This is a genomic window from Methylobacterium sp. Leaf113, assembly GCF_001423325.1.
GTDB lineage: Bacteria > Pseudomonadota > Alphaproteobacteria > Rhizobiales > Beijerinckiaceae > Methylobacterium.
The window spans coordinates 98,217-114,424 of sequence record NZ_LMNJ01000001.1; the positions used below are offsets into that span (position 1 = coordinate 98,217).

General features: G+C 69.5%; 13 protein-coding genes. 7 read left to right on the forward strand and 6 right to left on the reverse strand.

Features of this window, described 5'->3' with window-relative positions; all coding sequences use genetic code 11:
* Nucleotides 1-84: 84 nt before the first annotated feature.
* Together ASF60_RS00460 and ASF60_RS00465 are read right to left on the reverse strand one after the other, a co-directional pair.
* A complete protein-coding gene (locus ASF60_RS00460; protein ID WP_056178643.1) occupies nucleotides 85-3,660 on the reverse strand; it encodes an AsmA family protein in 3,576 nt (1,191 codons plus the stop codon).
* 158 nt (nucleotides 3,661-3,818) lie between these two features.
* A complete protein-coding gene (locus ASF60_RS00465; RefSeq protein ID WP_056178648.1) occupies nucleotides 3,819-4,070 on the reverse strand; it encodes a hypothetical protein in 252 nt (83 codons plus the stop codon).
* Nucleotides 4,071-4,261: 191 nt separating this feature from the next.
* Between ASF60_RS00465 and ASF60_RS00470 the strand changes: the two genes are divergently transcribed.
* The 4 genes from ASF60_RS00470 (at nucleotide 4,262) to ASF60_RS00485 (ending at nucleotide 8,946) form a co-directional block, all read left to right on the forward strand.
* Complete coding sequence (locus ASF60_RS00470; protein WP_056178650.1) at nucleotides 4,262-6,634, forward strand: ATP-dependent helicase; 2,373 nt, start codon at nucleotides 4,262-4,264, stop codon at nucleotides 6,632-6,634.
* Between the two features lie 414 nt (nucleotides 6,635-7,048).
* The gene (locus ASF60_RS00475) at nucleotides 7,049-7,765 is read left to right on the forward strand and encodes a PhoH family protein (RefSeq protein WP_056178653.1); all 717 of its coding nucleotides are present in this window, start codon (nucleotides 7,049-7,051) and stop codon (nucleotides 7,763-7,765) included.
* 134 nt (nucleotides 7,766-7,899) lie between these two features.
* Nucleotides 7,900-8,157, forward strand: a complete 258-nt coding sequence (locus ASF60_RS00480) for a hypothetical protein (protein WP_056178656.1) — start codon at nucleotides 7,900-7,902, stop codon at nucleotides 8,155-8,157.
* Nucleotides 8,158-8,319: 162 nt separating this feature from the next.
* Nucleotides 8,320-8,946, forward strand: coding sequence for a LysE family translocator (locus ASF60_RS00485; protein ID WP_056178657.1), 627 nt, complete (start codon nucleotides 8,320-8,322; stop codon nucleotides 8,944-8,946).
* Nucleotides 8,947-8,972: 26 nt separating this feature from the next.
* On the opposite strand, the gene ASF60_RS00490 is transcribed toward ASF60_RS00485, so the two are convergent.
* Together ASF60_RS00490 and ASF60_RS00495 are read right to left on the reverse strand one after the other, a co-directional pair.
* The gene (locus ASF60_RS00490; protein ID WP_056178659.1) at nucleotides 8,973-10,448 is read right to left on the reverse strand and encodes a L,D-transpeptidase family protein; all 1,476 of its coding nucleotides are present in this window, start codon (nucleotides 10,446-10,448) and stop codon (nucleotides 8,973-8,975) included.
* Nucleotides 10,449-10,799: 351 nt separating this feature from the next.
* Nucleotides 10,800-11,762 (reverse strand): acetyl-CoA carboxylase carboxyltransferase subunit alpha, encoded by a 963-nt coding sequence (locus tag ASF60_RS00495; protein ID WP_056178664.1) that lies wholly within the window; start codon nucleotides 11,760-11,762, stop codon nucleotides 10,800-10,802.
* A 335-nt stretch (nucleotides 11,763-12,097) separates the two neighbouring features.
* On the opposite strand from ASF60_RS00495, the gene ASF60_RS00500 reads away from it, so the two are divergent.
* The 3 genes from ASF60_RS00500 to ASF60_RS00510 all read left to right on the forward strand — a co-directional run bounded on the left by ASF60_RS00500 (nucleotide 12,098) and on the right by ASF60_RS00510 (nucleotide 14,929).
* On the forward strand, nucleotides 12,098-13,216 hold the full coding sequence (locus tag ASF60_RS00500; RefSeq protein WP_244478279.1) for a patatin-like phospholipase family protein: 1,119 nt from the start codon (nucleotides 12,098-12,100) through the stop codon (nucleotides 13,214-13,216).
* A gap of 69 nt (nucleotides 13,217-13,285) precedes the next feature.
* Nucleotides 13,286-14,029 carry an acetoacetate decarboxylase gene (locus tag ASF60_RS00505; protein WP_056178667.1) on the forward strand — a complete coding sequence of 248 codons (744 nt, stop codon included), beginning with the start codon at nucleotides 13,286-13,288 and terminating at the stop codon, nucleotides 14,027-14,029.
* Nucleotides 14,030-14,143: 114 nt separating this feature from the next.
* Nucleotides 14,144-14,929, forward strand: coding sequence for a 3-hydroxybutyrate dehydrogenase (locus ASF60_RS00510; protein WP_056178671.1), 786 nt, complete (start codon nucleotides 14,144-14,146; stop codon nucleotides 14,927-14,929).
* 81 nt (nucleotides 14,930-15,010) lie between these two features.
* Here ASF60_RS00510 and ASF60_RS00515 read toward each other — a convergent pair whose 3' ends face one another.
* Both ASF60_RS00515 and ASF60_RS00520 read right to left on the reverse strand, forming a co-directional pair.
* Nucleotides 15,011-15,355 carry a CsbD family protein gene (locus ASF60_RS00515; RefSeq protein WP_056178674.1) on the reverse strand — a complete coding sequence of 115 codons (345 nt, stop codon included), beginning with the start codon at nucleotides 15,353-15,355 and terminating at the stop codon, nucleotides 15,011-15,013.
* Nucleotides 15,356-15,580: 225 nt separating this feature from the next.
* Nucleotides 15,581-16,204, reverse strand: coding sequence for a pyroglutamyl-peptidase I family protein (locus ASF60_RS00520; protein WP_082507664.1), 624 nt, complete (start codon nucleotides 16,202-16,204; stop codon nucleotides 15,581-15,583).
* Between the last annotated feature and the right edge of the window lie 4 nt (nucleotides 16,205-16,208).

Here is a 16,208-nt window from a genome sequence, read left to right on the forward strand (position 1 = left end):
CATTCTGAACCAACCAGACTCGCGAGCCCCTCGTTTCCGTTTGTCTGGTCGGGATCACCGGTTTCCGCTGATCCCTGACAAACTCTAGGGCTGAGGCGTCGCCTCGGGCTGCGGTGCCTCCGCCTCCGGGCGCAGGCGCCGCGCGGCCTCGCGGGCGGCTTCCCGGGCAGCTTCGGCCTCGCGAGCCTGCGCGTCCCGTGCTTCACGGGCGGCCTCCTCGGCCGCACTCTTATCGGCGGCTGCCTTCAGGGCCGCCGCGCGAGCCTTGTCCATCTCGATGCGGGCGCGGCGGCGCTGGCGCTCGCTCTGGTCGGCCTCGAAGATCTCGATCTTCTCGAGTTCGCGCTGGAGCACCAGGGCCGCAAGGCCGTTCGTCGCCGGCCCGGCATCGATGCTGCGCTCGGGGGCATGGATCGGCCCGCTGAAACCGAGCTGGATCGCCGGGTTCCCTCCGGTCCAGCCTTTCGGCGGCTGTCCTGCGCTGAGCGTCCCACGCGCGTCGAGACGTGCGGTTCGCAGGTCGAAGCCCCAGGTGCCGCTCCACTTGGCGACACCCAGCTCCAGGGTGAGGGGACCGGCCCGCAGCGTTCCGCCGACGAGGCTTGCCGGGCTGGAGACCGGCCCCGGCACCGTCAGTGGACCTGCGCCGAGTTCTTCCACCACGAGGGCCTGGAGCCGCCCCTCGCGAAGGGGATCGTCTTCCCCGAGCACTCGCGTCACCGCCCGCTGGAGTCCCGCCGGATCGGCACCCGGCAGGCTGAGGCCCGCCAAAGTGATCTCTCCGCTGCCGCCGAGATTGTTCATCAGGCCGGTGAGGCTGGTACCGGAGGCCCCGAAGCGCAGTTGCGCCGTAACGCGACCCGCCACGGGGCCGCCACCGGCAAGGCCGGAGATCGCCGCATCGGTGAGCGTGCCTTCGCCCGAAACGGCCGCGCCGCCGCCCTGACGCGTCACGGTCGCGCTGCCGGCGACCCGACCTTTCGCGAGGGTCGCGTCGAGGTCGCGGAGGGTCAGGGTCTCCCCGTCGAGGCTGACGCCCAGGGCTGCGCCGGTCGCGACCAGTCCGCGTCCGAGGTCCAGGGTATCGACCCGGAGGGCGAGGGAGATGGAGGCTTGCGCGGCCGGAACCGGCGCGAAGCGCGCGCTGGCCGGATCGGAGGCCGCGGCCTTGGACGGTTCGGACGGCAGGACCGTGGCGGCGGCCAGGAGCGGCAGCGACAGGCGCGCGAGGCTGGCGCTGCCGTGGATCTCGCCCTCCGGCGTGCGCGTGAGGTCGGCCGACACCGGCGCGCCGTCGACTCGGCCGACGAGGCCCACCCGTGCATCCGGCCCGGCCCGGGACAGGCGCAAGCCGAGCTCGGCCGGAAGTGGACCCGGGATCGGCACGGCACTGCCGGCGAGGGTCAGGAACGGCGCCACGTCCGGCAGGCTGAGGTGCAGTTCGCCGGCGCTGGGCAGGCTCTCGCGGCCGTCCAGCAGGACGGGCTGCACCGTCGCGATCGTGACGTCGGCGACGGACCCGCTGACCCGCAGGGCGAGCCCGAACGGTCTGCCATCGGCTTCGGCAGGGCCGGGCGTACCGACGAGGCGAAGGCGGCCGGGGCGCCGCAGGGCCGGGATGTCGCGGCGTTCGAGCCAGGTTCCCGCATCCGCCGTCGCGAGGGTGAGGTCCAGGCTGTCGATGCGGCCGGAACGGCTCCGGAGGTCGAGGTCGAGGGGGCCACCGGCGGCCTCGCCCTTGGCGGCGACCCGGAGGGTATCGGCCGTGCCGGCATCCCGTTCGAGGCTGACGGCAAGGTCGAGGGCTCCGGCGCGCAGGAAGGCCGGGATTCGCTGGGCTTCCGCCAGCCAGACCCGGTCGAGGAGCGCGAACAGGGGGGCGGCCACCGCCGCCGAGACCCGCCCGGCGATCCGGCCCGTGCCGTCCGGATCGATGCGTCCCGACAGCTTGGCGTTGGCGCCTGCCAGATCGCTGATGTCGAGGCTGTCGACCACGAGGCTCGGGCCGTCCGACTGGAGGCTGGCCGCGATGGTGCCGCCACCCGAATGCGCGCCGGACGGGCCGTAGCGGACGTCGCGGGCCAGGAGGGTGAGCCCGACATCGTGGCCCCGTAGGTCGGCCAGCGTGCCTCCGAGGACCGGCAGGGTCGCGATGTCGAGGCCCTGCGCGACCAGTTGCGCATCAAACCGCCCCCGATGAGCGCCGTCGGCTGCCGCGTAGCGGGCATTCCCGGTGACGCGCGCCTCGCCGAGGCCGAGCCGCAGGTTGCGCAGCGACACCGTCAAGGCGTCCACCGACAGATCGGTGGCCAACTGGACCGGTCGGCCATCCATCACGGCCACGGCCGGACCCTCGAACCCGAGACGGCGCAGGTGGCGGCCGAAGCTGTCGGAGGCCGGGGCGTCGACGGACAACCGTCCAGTGAAGCGCAGGCCCGCTTCGGTGTCGATCTCGCCGCTGGCCCCGAGCACCGCCGCACCCGGCGCGGTCACGTCGAGCCGACGCAGGACGACCCCGCCGGTGCGGTCGAGGGTGCCGCTGGCGGCGAGCCGCGACCATTCGTCGAGGCCGAGGGCCAAGCTCTCCACCGCGAGGTCCAGATCGACCATCACGGGCAGGCCGAAGCCGTTCCGGCCGCCGATCGCCGGAACGCCGCGCGCGATCAGCGCCTGTCCGGCCGCCGAGGTCAGGAAGGCATCCAGGTCGAGGCGCCGGGTCGAGAGGGCGAGGCCGGCGCGCCATTGCTTCAGGTCGAGCTGCCCCGTGCCGCCGAGGCGCAGGGCCTGTCCGCCGGGATCGATCTCCAGGGCGACATCGGTGAACCGGGCTGTGAGGCCGCGCCCGGTGAACTTGCCTCCGAGAGAGAACGGCAGATAGGCGCCTGCCGCCTGGACCGGTGGCCCGACGACGATGCGGGCGCTGCCTTCCGCGACCGCGGTCGCCAAGCGCCGACCGGACGCGCCCGTTCCGGCGGGCGCAAGGCTGAGACGGGCATCGGCTTCGAAGCGCGGCTGCGTATCGCCACCGCCGGCGATCTTCACGCTGACGCCGTCGGACCCGATCTCGCCCGTCGAGAGCCGGAAAGGTACGCCGCGACTGGTTCCCTCCGCGCGCCAGGGTCCGCCCAGCGCCGGGGCCGAGATCTGCAGGGCTTCGGCATAGAACTGCTCGGTCCGCCCCGTCGCCGGCACCTGGGTTGTCAGGACGAATTGCCGGATCGTCAGATCCTCGATGGCGAGGTCGCGCCGCAGGGCCTCCGCCAAGCCGCGGGCCGGCAGCAGTATGGCCTCACCGTCGGTGACCGGCAGCTTGACCTCGGCCCGGCCGATCCGGGTCTCGGTGAAGCGGATCTCGCCCTTCAGCAGGGGTGCCAGTGCAAGTTCGGCCCTGACGCCCTGGAGATCGAGGAGCGGGTGATCGAGCTTCGGCGCCGATCCGGCGGCGGCGCCGAGCCGGAGGCGATCGAGCTTCAGCCTGGGCGAGGGAAGGAGGCGGACGCCGATCCGGCCCTCCGTCTGCGCCGTCACGCCCAGCGAGCGGCTGATCGTGCGGTCGAGGGTGGCGCGATAGCTTTCCCAGGCCACGAAGGGTGGGACGGCGAGGGCCGCAACGAGGAGCAGGATGACGGCGCCCGCCAGCGCGGTCAGGATGTCACGCACCGTGTTTGTTCCGCCTCGTCACCCGGGGGCTCGCCCCTGCTCCGTTCGCGGACATAGCACAGGGGAGGCCGACGCGCGCCAGAGCCCTGGCGCGGTCAAAGTCGCTCCGTCCGACACGAGGCCTGCGTCAGTCCCGCCGATCCCGGCCCGGCCGCAGCTCAGCGCCGGCCCGGAACCACGATCGGTGCCGCGGGTGCGCTCGGCCGGAACAGGTCGCTGCGCTGGATCTGCATCCGCGTCTGGTTGGTGTCGAACTGTTGGCGCTGCTCGATGCCGCGCAGCTGGCTGCGGTCGGAGAGCCGGTCGTTGGTGGCGTTGAGGCTGTCGATGGCGCGCGAGGATTGCGCCAGGGCCGGGCCGGCCGTCAGGAGCGCGAGGCCGGCAACGAAGAACAGGCGGGGGCTAAGCATCGGAACGTCCTTGTTCGGTGGGGTTTCGTCCTGATCTGGTGAGACCGCGCGTCGATGGAAAGGCGGCTTCCCGAATCTCGGCATCCTGCCGCACGTCCCGAACGGCACCGACCGGTCGGCCGACCCCCGAAGACCGGGAGGGGACTGGCATCACTCTCGACGCCGTTCGCGTTTTGGTCCAGGGATGCGCGATGACGAAGCCTCTCGACGCGGCCGGCGCTTCCGCCTCCGACGCCGCCCCGACCTCCATCGCCGCCCGTGCCATGGCCTCCCTGCGGCCGCAGGCGAGCCCTTATCTCGAAGGGCTGAACACCGAGCAGCGCCGCGCCGTTGAGGCCACGGATGGCCCGGTCCTGGTGCTTGCCGGCGCCGGTACCGGCAAGACCCGGGTGCTGACGACGCGCATCGCCCACCTCATCGCCACGGGCAAGGCGCGACCCTTCGACATCCTCTCGGTGACCTTCACCAACAAGGCCGCCCGCGAGATGAAGCACCGCATCGGCGGGCTCATCGGCCCGGCCGGCGAGGGCATGCCCTGGCTCGGCACCTTCCATTCCATCGGCACCAAGATCCTGCGCCGACACGCCGAGCTGGTCGGCCTGCGCTCGGACTTCACGATCCTGGGCATGGACGACCAGCTCCGCCTGATGAAGCAGGTCATCGTCGACCAGAACATCGACGAGAAGCGCTGGCCTGCACGCGCCCTGTCCTCGGCCATCGACGGCTGGAAGAATCGCGGCCTCCTGCCCGAGCAGGTGCCCCCGGGCGAGGCCCAGGCCTTCGCCTTCGGCAAGGGCGGCACGCTCTATTCGGCCTACCAGGCCCGGCTTCTGACCCTGAACGCCGCCGATTTCGGCGACCTTCTGCTGCTCTGCCTCAAGCTCTGGCGCGAGAACCCCGACGTCCTGGAAAACTACCAGAGCCGTTTCCGCTACATCCTGGTGGACGAGTATCAGGACACCAACGTCGCTCAGTACCTGTGGCTGCGCCTGCTGGCCCAGGGGCACCGCAACGTCGCCTGCGTGGGCGACGACGACCAGTCGATCTATGGCTGGCGCGGGGCCGAGGTCGACAACATCCTGCGGTTCGAACACGACTTCCCCGGCGCCGTGGTGGTGCGCCTGGAGCGCAACTACCGCTCCACCGGCCACATCCTCAGCGCCGCCTCCGGCCTCATCGCCAAGAACGAGGGGCGCCTGGGCAAGACCCTGCGCACCGAGGATGTCGCCGGCGAGAAGGTGACGGTCTCCGGCGCCTGGGATTCGGAGGAGGAGGCGCGCCAACTCGCGGAAGCGATCGAGAGCCTTCAGGCCAAGCAGCATCCGCTGTCGGAGATCGCCGTGCTGGTGCGCGTCTCGGCGCAGATGCGCGAGATCGAGGACCGCTTCGTCCAGCTCGGGCTGCCCTACCGGGTCATCGGCGGGCCCCGCTTCTACGAGCGGGCCGAGATCCGCGATGCGCTGGCCTATCTGCGCGTCACCGCCAACCCGGCCGACGACCTCGCCTTCGAGCGCATCTTCAACACCCCGAAGCGGGGCCTCGGCGACGCCACCCTGCAGGCGCTCCACGCCTATGCCCGCGCCGAGCGGGTGCCGCTGCTTCAGGCGGCCCGGCTCGTGGTCGAGACCGACGAGCTGAAGCCCCGCGCCCGCTCCGGCGTGCGGGCCCTGGTCGAGAGCTTCTCACGGTGGTCGCGCCTGGTGGGTACGCAGCCGCATTCCGAGGTGGCGCAGACCATCCTGGAGGAATCCGGCTACACCGAGATGTGGCAGAAGGATAAGTCCGCCGACGCGGCCGGGCGCCTAGAAAACCTCAAGGAGTTCGTGCGCTCCATGGAGGAGTTCCCCGATCTCGCGGCCTTCCTCGAGCACGTCTCCCTGGTGATGGAGGCGAGCGAGCAGGAGGGGGCCGACCGCGTCTCGCTGATGACGCTCCACGCCGCCAAGGGCCTGGAATTCGACACCGTGTTCCTGCCCGGCTGGGAGGACGGCCTGTTCCCGAACCAGCGCGCGCTGGACGAGAGCGGCCGCGCCGGACTGGAAGAGGAGCGCCGCCTCGCCCATGTTGGCCTCACCCGGGCCCGCAAGCGCGCCAAGCTGTCCTTCGCGGTCAACCGGCGCATCCACGGCCTGTGGTCCTCCACCGTCCCGAGCCGCTTCATCGACGAGCTTCCCGAGGACAGCGTCGATGTGCTCGACGCACCCGCACACTTCTCGGCCGGCGCGTCGCGTTTCGATTGCAACCCGACTCCGTTCGGCTCGTCCTACGGCACGCCGGGCTGGCAGCGGGCGCAGGCCAACACGGCGCAGTACGCCAAGGCGAACCCCAACGGCTTCGGCGTCGGCAACCGCGCTCCCGCGGCGCGCGGCGGACCACGCCAGATCGAGGGCGAACTGATCGCCACGTCGACCGGAGCGCCGTCGGCCTTCTCGGTCGATATGCGAGTGTTCCACACCAAGTTCGGTCCCGGCACCGTCGCGGGTGTGGACGGCAACAAGCTCACGGTGGATTTCGACAAGGCCGGCCGCAAGATGGTGCTGGACAGCTTCATCCAGGCGGCCTGATCCCCGAGGCCCCGGCGAAGCGCGGGGGAGCGCGCGACCGATGAGGGCCGAGACTGCGTCTTTGCCGACACAGGGCCGACCCAATCGACGTCGTTGCTGCATTGCACCCGGCGCGCCAGGATCAGCGCAGACTTTTTACATCATTGCCAAGAATAGTGGTTGTCACGCCCCTGTCGCGCCTGTCGCGGCATGGTGCGTGCAACGCAACGGTCCGCGGCCCGCCGGGTCGCGACGGGCATCCACAGGCACGATGGTCCTTGCCGGAACTCGCGGGCAAGATCCGGATTGGCTGTGAAGCGGGCGAAGCAGAAAGGATCGCCGGAACGGGATCGGTTGTAAGATGACGCGAAGCAAGTTCAGCAAGTCAGGCTCAGATTGAATCCAGGTTGGCAAGTCCGGTTGGAGTGTTGATCGATGAAAAGACGCCGTACACGACTTGAACTCGTTGAGGACCGTCCGGTCCGTCTGCACAAGACCCGTTTCGACGAAGAACGTAATCTCAGTCCGATCCAACCACTCACCGACCGGCAGGCGCAGTATCTCGACGCCCTCGCCCTCCACAAGCAAGTCATCGTCCTCGGGCCCGCCGGCACCGGCAAGACCTACATCGCCGGCACCCGCGCCGCGGACCAGCTCCGCCAGCGCCGCATCGCCAAGGTCATCATCACCCGCCCGAACGTGCCCTCCGGCCGCTCACTGGGCTTTTTTCCCGGGACCCTGGAAGAGAAGATCGCCCCCTGGGTCGCGCCCCTCACCGAGACCATGAAGGAGCGCATGGGCGAGGCCGCCTTCGAGATCGCGGTCAAGACCGGCGACATCGAAGTGGTGCCCTTCGAGGTGATGCGCGGACGCACTTTCAAGAACTGCCTCGTGATCCTCGACGAGGCGCAGAACACCACTACGGCCGAGATCAAGATGTTCCTCACCCGCATCGGCGACGATTGCCAGGTGATCATCAACGGCGACGTGTCCCAGACGGACCTGCGCGAGACGTCCGGCCTTCGGACCGTCATCCACCTCATCAAGAGCCGGATGATGCCAGTGCCCGTGGTGGAATTTACCCTCGACGACATCGTGCGCTCGGGAATTTGTGCTGAATGGGTCCGGGCGTTCGAGGAAACGAATCTCTGACTTGCGGGTTGGGGTAGCGGCGGACCGGAACGGGGTCCGCCGCGTACTCCGGTGCGCGACAGATTTTCCAGGCCCTGTGGCCTCGGGAACAAACCGGGTGCCGCGCTCGGACACAAAAGAATGGGAGTCTTCACGTGAGGAAACTGACCCTTGCTTTCGCCGTGCTCGCCTCGCTCGGCGGTGCCAGCCTCGCCACCTCCGCCTCTGCCGCTCCCGGCGCCCCGATCGGCGTGACCGCCCCCGAGACTGTGTCCACGGTGCAGATGCGCATGGAGCGCCGGATGGAGCGTCGCATGATGCACCGTCGCATGGAGCGTCGGATGATGCGCCGCGATATGGAGCGTCGCATGATGCACCGTCGTATGGATCGCCGGATGATGCGCCGCATGTAATCGATCGCTCTGATCGATGGAGAGAAGGGTCCCTCGCGGGGCCCTTTTTTCGTTGCACGCTCGGCTGCCCCGCGTGTCGGCGGGGGCGTCACGCCGTGCGAAGGCCTGATAGGACGGGAGCGATCGTCGCGTCGGAGCGTACGCGATCAGGAGTGCCCGGCCGTGACCTTTCAGACCTGGTGGCTGTTCCTCAGCGTCGTCTTCCTCCTGTCCGGCACGCCCGGCCCGAACATGCTCCATATTCTGGCTCGCAGCGTCCGCGTCGGTCTCCGTCGCAGCGTCGCCGCCATGGCGGGCTGCCTCAGCGCCGTCATCCTGGTGCTCGTCGCCTCCGCCGCCGGATTGAGTGCGGTTCTCCTCGCGTCGCCCGTGCTGTTCGACGGCTTGCGCTACGCCGGCGTCGCCTATCTGGTCATCCTTGGCATCCGGGCTTGGCGCGGCCACGACGGGGCGTTGGAAATGCCCGGCGCCGCGGGTGCACCGGCATCGGTGAACTTGAGGCGGCTCTATCGTGACGGACTGCTCATCGGTCTGAGCAATCCCAAGCTCCTGCTCTTCGCCAGCGCCTTCCTGCCGCAATTCGTCGATCCGTCGCGGCCGCAAGCGCCGCAATTCGCGATCCTCGTCGTCACCTTCGCGGGGGCGGAACTGTTCTGGTACGGGGTCTATGCCCTGGGCGGCCGGCGGCTCGCCGCGTCGCTGACCCGTCCGGCGCTGCGGCGTGCCTTCGACCGCATCACCGGTGGGATCTTCCTCGGCTTCGGAGCGATGCTCCTCGGCACGCGCTGAGCCGGAAGGATCCGGGCTCGGCCGCGTCAGTTCTTGGGCGTGGTGGACCCCGTGGTCTTCGGCGAGGCACCGATGGACGAGATCACCTTCGAGGCCGGTTTCGCCGCCTTGTCGTCCGCGGGCTTGCCCGTCTTGGTCGGAATCAGCGCGGCATGGGCGGCCTTTGCCGGCGCGTGCTTCGGTGCGGACTTGGCCGCGCCGACCTCAGGCTTCGGGGCGACGGCCGGCACGGTGGCGGCATCGGTCGCCGGGGTCGCCGGTGTGCCGTTGCTGAACAGGTTCCCGAGCACCTTCTTGTAGGCCGCCGGGTCGCCGTCCGCATCCGCCACCATCACGCGGGCGGGCTTGGCGGGCTCGGCCACCACGGGCTCGGGCTTTGCCGCCGGACCGGCGCCCTTCCTGGACAGGTTCGCAGCGGCGGTTTTGGTCGGAATCGTAGCGGCGGTCGCCATCATCACCGGGCGGCCCTTGGCGTCGACCTCGATCTCGCGCTCGCCGGCCGCCAGGCTCTCGGGGCGGCTGACGTCGCCGAGCCGATGCTGGGCATATTCCTTCGGGTCGATCGGCAATTCCGGCTCGGGCTTGCCGAGGCTCGCGAAGGTCAGGGTGTTGGCGGGGGTCTGCTGGCTGCGGAACACCGGGTTCTGGCTGCCGTCGTCATAGACGAGGCGGGTGGCCGGCGTGCCCTTCGCGATGAGGTCGGCGACCTCGCGGTTGTCGCGCTCGCGCTTCTCGGCGACCATCGGATCGACCTTGGGTGCGCAGGAGCCGGCCGCCGCATCGGCCCCGCCGAAGACATACTTGGTGCCGCAGAGGCCCACGCGCGGCTCCTCGCGCAGAGCCTCGAAATAATCCGAGCCCTCCTTGAGGTTCTTCCAGAACGGCGCGTTCGGGTCATTGCGGAATTTGGCGATGTTCGCCGCCGTCATCCGGAAGGGATAGGACTGAAACTGGAACGCGCGCTGTCCACCCGCGAAGGAGTCGCGCGCGAGGGCGTAGAGTTCACCCATCGACTCGTCGGTCATGGCAAAACAGCCGGCCGACGAGCAGGTGCCGTGGACCATGATGTAGTTGCCGGTGCGCCCATTGGCCCGGTCGTAGGCGTTCGGATAGCCGGTATCGAACGAAAGGTAATAGGACGAGTTCGGGTTCATCTGACCCGGCGTCACGGTGTAGAACCCCTCGGGGGCCTGTCGGTCGCCTTGCTTGGTCTTCGGACCGAGCTGGCCCGACCAGCGGCAGATCGGAAAGGTCTTGAGCAGCGCGTACTGGCCGTTGGAGGCCCGCTTCCACACCTCCATCTCCGCTTCCTTCTTGAAGGCGCGGATCAGGATCGGGTCGTTCTGCGACATGCCCTTCTGGGTCATGAGCGCAACGGTCTTGGGGGACACCGGGGCGAGGGCCCGAAGCGGAACGCCGCCGCCCGTCGAACCGTCCTGGCAGGCGCCGAGCGACAGGGCGAGCAAAGCGAAACCGGCGGCCACGAGCGGGCGCATAGCCATGGGGAACCTATCCTCAGTCACGCGTTCCGGGGGCTCACCCCTGGAATGCCACTCCCCAACCCCTTAGCGTCGTTAAACTTACCCGGTTGTTACCGCAAGGCGACGCGGCGGGCCGGCCCGGCCGCATGTGGATTGCGGTCACGATCGCTTGATCTCCCCGATCTTGCCGCAATTGGAGCCGGGCTTCCCGGCAGACGGGTTCAGGGCCACCAGCCGGCTTGATTCCGCAGGGCTTTCCCGGCCTCGCCGGTCGGCACAGGTGTGGCGAAAATCAGGCCGGCGCTCGGAGGAGGAAGTCCGATTGGTTCCAAGGCTCGGATGCGGCAGGGTGTCGCATCGGTCTGCTGTGCCTCAGAGCTTTCGCCCGATGTCGAGGAACTTGGCGGCTCGGCGGTCGCGGATCTCGTCGGGGCTCAGGCCCTGGAACTCGGTCAGGGCCGCCACGATGGCGGAACCGGCGGCCTCGATGGCGGCCTCCCGCCCGCGATGCGCCCCGCCGGTGGCCTCGGGGATGATGCCGTCGATGATTCCAAGGCGCAGCAGGTCCTGCGCAGTGATCTTCATGGCGGTCGCGGCGTCAGCGGCGCGGCCCTGATCGCGCCACAGGATCGAGGCGGCGCCCTCCGGCGAGATCACGCCGTAGATGGCATGCTCGAGCATGAGGACCCGATTGGCGGTGGCCAGCGCGATGGCCCCGCCCGATCCCCCCTCTCCGATGATGACGGCGATGTTCGGCACGCCGAGCGCGAGGCAGGCTTCCGTCGAGCGGGCGATGGCCTCGGCCTGTCCGCGCTCCTCGGCCTCGATGCCCGGAAAGGCGCCGGCCGTGTCGACGAAGGCGAGGACGGGCAGGCCGAAACGGTCGGCGAGTTGCATCAGGCGCACGGCCTTGCGGTAGCCCTCCGGTTTGGCCATGCCGAAATTGTGCCGCAGGCGGGTCTCGGTGGTGGAGCCCTTCTCCTGGCCCAGGACGCAGACCGGACGCCCGCGAAAGCGCCCGAATCCGCCGACGATGGCCTGGTCCTCACCGAAGGCCCGGTCGCCCGCCAGGGGCGTGAAATCCGTGATCAGGCCGGCGCAGTAATCGATGAAGTGCGGCCGCTGCGGATGCCGGGCGACCTGCGTCTTCTGCCAGGGCGTCAGCCCGGCATAGATGTCGGACAGGGCGGCGGCGGCCTTGGCCTCCAGGCGTCCGACCTCCTCGCTGATCGAGACCGCGCCGTCGCGCGCCGCCATGGTCTTCAGCTCCTCCAACTTGGATTCGAGTTCGGCCACCGGCTTCTCGAAATCGAGATAGGAGCGCGTCACCGACATGGGTCAGGGATCCTTGTTCGTCGCCCTCGCGCGCGGGGCGGCCGGGTCAGGGACGATCGCGGCGGAGGGCGTGCGGCAAAAGCCGCGACTGGGCGGGGGGTGTTGGCGAAGCAGCCCCGCCTGTCAACCATCGGTGCGTCCTGCGAGGGGCCTCGGTCCCACCTCGGCTGACAATGAGCGCGGTTCGTCCCGCCCCTGGATGGCGATCACGGTGGCCCTGCGTCATGGTGGCGTCACCCGGATCGAGCAACCATCGGTTGGGTCGCGGGCGGCGGGTCGGCTCGGGAGACCCGCCGAGGCGACACCCGCTTCGGACGATTGAGAGGACCCTGGTCGTGACGGCATTTCCCAGCGGAGAATCCAACGTCCTCGTGCTTCAGGGCGGTGGAGCGCTCGGCTCCTATCAGGCCGGGATCTACGAGGCGCTGGCCGCCGACGGCCGCACCCTGGATTGGGTCGCGGGCATCTCCATCGGCGCCATCAACGCGGCTCTCATCGCGGGCAACCCGCCCGAGCGTCGCGTCGAGCGGATGAGGGCCTTCTGGGAACTCGTTTCCTCGGCGGTGACCGGGGTTCCCTGGTTCCCGGGCGAGAAGGCCCGGGCGGCGTTCAACGAGGCGAGCGCGGGCTGGATCGCCACCTTCGGCGTGCCCGGTTTCTTCAGCCCCCGCATCCCTCCCGCCACCCTCTATCCCGCCGGCGCGCCGGAGGCCCTGAGCTACTACGAGACGGGGCCGCTCAGGGCGACGCTGGAGCGGTTCGTGGATTTCGATCTGATCAACGAAGGCCGAACCCGGCTCAGCGTCGGCGCGGTCAACGTGCGCACCGGCAACTTCGCCTATTTCGACAACCGGTGCGACCGCATCACCCCCGAGCACATCATGGCCTCCGGGGCCTTGCCCCCGGGATTCCCGCCGGTCACCATCAACGGCGAGCCGTACTGGGACGGCGGCATCGTCTCGAACACACCGCTGCAATACGTCCTCGACGAGGAGAGCCAGCGCGACCTGCTGGTGTTCCAGGTCGATCTGTTCTCCGCGCGCGGAGCCATGCCCCGCACGCTGATCGAGGCGGCCGAGCGCGAGAAGGACATCCGCTTCTCCAGCCGGACCCGGCTCAACACCGACGTGACCATCGAGATCCGCAAGGCCAAGGCCGCGACCCGCAACCTGCTGGCCAAGCTGCCGCCCGAATGGCAGGGCGATCCCGACGTCGAGTTCCTGCGGCGGATCAGTCGCGACAACGCCGTCACGATCATGCAGCTGATCTACCGTCGCAAGGCCTACGAGGGAAACTCGAAGGATTACGAGTTCTCGCGCACCACCATGCTGGAGCATTGGGCCGCCGGTGTCGGCGACATGCGGCGCTCCCTGCGCAGCCCGACCTGGCGCGACCGGCCGCACGACGCCAGCGGCGTCTCCGTGTTCGACCTCACCCGCGACGCGCGGGATTGAGCCCACCGCACCGTCCCGAGGGATCCCCGCGTGCCCAGGGGATCCCATCCTACAAAGGGAGATGACCCCGTGACCCGCGACGACATCCTTCAGGTCCCCTCGATGCCGGCTTTCAGCCCGAGCTATCCGCGCGGGCCGTATCGCTTTCTCCGGCGCGAATACCTGATCGTGACCTACGAGACCGATGCGGACGCCCTGCGCCGGGCCCTGCCCGAGCCGCTGGAGCCGCATCCGGACAACCTCGTGTACTACGAGTGGATGAAGATGCCGGATTCCTCGGGGTTCGGCGATTACGAGGAGAGCGGCTCGGGCGCGCTGGCCACCTACAAGGGCGAGGCCTGCAACTTCTCGATCCAGATGTATCTCGACGACGAGCCGCCGATCACGGCGGGGCGCGAGATCTGGGGCTTTCCGAAGAAGTGGGGCGTGCCGCGCCTCAAGCTCACCAAGGATACGCTCACCGGCACGCTTCATTACGACGACGAACGGGTGGCGATGGGCACCATGACCTACAAGCACCGGAGCCTCGGGAACGATCTCGGCGCGGTGAAGGCGGGCCTCGGCAAGCTCAACGTCAACCTCAAGCTCCTGCCCGACGTCGACGGCGGGACCAAGGTGGCGCAGCTCGTCGGCTACCGCCTGGAGGACATCACCGTCCATGGCGCCTGGGAGGGCGAGGCGCGGCTTCACCTCATCCCGCACGTCAATTGCCGGGTGGCCGACCTGCCCGTGCGCCGCATCGTCGGAGGCCGACACATGGTGGTCGACTTCACATTGCCCTACGGGCAGGTGCTGCACGATTATCTCGCCTGATCGCCCGGACGTCTCGACCCGTGCTCCGGCTCGCCGGACCACGAGTCCCGGGCTTCGTTCGCCCGCGCTCGCCGAACCGGCATCCGCCTCGGTAGAGCGTTCAAGGAGGTTTTCATGATCCTGACATCCAAGACCGCCGTCGTCACAGGCTCCACCAGCGGCATCGGCCTCGCCTATGCCCGTGCCTTCGCCAAGGAGGGCGCCAACGTCGTCATCAACGGCTTCGGCAAGCCGGAGGACATCGAGAAGGAGCGGGCCGGGATCGAGGCCGAGTTCGGCGTGAAGGCGGTCTATTCGCCGGCGGACCTGACCAAGCCCGGCGAGATCGAGGGGCTGATCCGGCTGGGCGCGGACAGCTTCGGCTCGGTGGACGTGCTCGTGAACAATGCCGGCGTCCAGCACGTCGCGCCGATCGAGGAGTTTCCGCCGGAGAAGTGGGAGCAGATCATCAGCCTCAACCTGTCCTCGGCCTTCTACACCATGCGGGCGGCCATTCCGGGCATGAAGCAGCGCAGCTGGGGCCGGATCATCAACACCGCCTCGGCACATTCCATGGTGGCCTCGCCGTACAAGTCGGCCTACGTGGCGGCCAAGCACGGCCTCGTCGGCCTGACGAAGACGGCGGCGCTCGAACTCGCCACCCACGGCATTACGGTGAACTGCATCTCGCCGGGCTACGTCTGGACACCCCTGGTGGAGAGCCAGATTCCCGACACCATGAAGGCGCGCGGGATGACGGAGGACGAGGTCATCAACGAGGTGCTGCTCAAGGCGCAGCCCACGAAAGCCTTCGTCACCATCGATCAGGTCGCCGCCCTGGCGGTATTCCTGGCCTCTGATGCGGCGAGCCAGATCACGGGCGCCAACATGGCGATGGACGGCGGCTGGACCGCGCAGTAGCGCGGCACCGCTCCGTTCCGTGACCCTCCGTTCCGCCCTGCCTCGATGGAGGGCGGAACGGAGGCCGTGACGATCCTGCGATCAGCGGCGGCTGTGCAGGAGCAGGGCGAGGCCGTAACCCACGGCGCCCGCGATCACGAGAGCGACGAAGGGGTTCTCCTCGACGCGGTGGCTGACGACGCGGCCGCCATCGCGCAGGTAGGAGCCGCCACGCTCATAGGCGTCGCCGGCATAATCCGAGACGTTGTCGGCGACATCCCGCAGGGTGTCCTTGGCCTGACCGTAGATGTCCTGGGCGCGGCCCTCCGCCTCGCGGTAGCGGCCCTCGGCCGAGTGGCGCGAGGAGCCGGCGAGGTCTCCCGCAGCGCCCTGAACCTTGCCGCCGACTTCCTTGGCGGCGCCGACGATGCGATCCGTATCGACCATTCTCTCTCTCCTCAACGCGGATGATGCGGGCGGCCCGTCCGAGGCAGTCGTATCCGAGGCCGGGGTACCCGCATCCGACCTTCACAGAACGCCCGACGGCGCCAACGGGACCCATGCGGTGAGATGAAAATCTTCCGGCGCCGGCAAACCACCACCGACAAACCAAGGCCCCGCGATCTGCGCGGCGGTAAGGCAGCGGCAAGCCAGCCGCAAGGCAGCCGCAAGTCAGCGGCGGGCGCGGGCGCGCAGGACGAGACGGCGCGCCACCTCCGCGCAGGCTTGGGCGAGGGTCTCCCCGGGGGCTTGGCGTAGCCTGCGAACGGCCTTGGCCGGCCGCCTGGTCCTGGGCGGCAGCGGGATGTGCAGGAACAGCGCCGGAGGCCCCTCCCGGAGGGCGCGGAAATAGGTGGCGTTGCAGAGATAGCACCCGGCATCCCGCGACGGGATCGCGGCGATCCCGCTCCGGCGCAAAATCGCCAGGGCGGGCGCCGCCGCCGGCGAGCGCCGGGTGGCCGGGCCGCCGGGTTCCAGCGTCGGTCGCGCCGCGATCCGCCCCGAGGCATCGGGGAACAGCCGGCTGGTGCGGTTGCGGCCCTGCACCTCGACCCGGACCCGCTTGGCGCGGGACGCGACCCCGAACAGCAGAATCGCGGCCGGAGCCTCGGCCAGGGCCGGCTCCAGCATCGCGGGGATCGCCGCGTAGGTTGTGTGCAGGATCAGGACCCGCACGGGTTCGCCACCGACCTTGGCACGCGCGAGGGCGCCGACGCGGCGTGCGAGCGCCGCGCTCGGGTTGCGAGGCACGCCAGGAAACGGGCCGAAGCCGGTGATCAACAGGCCGCCGGGCACTGGC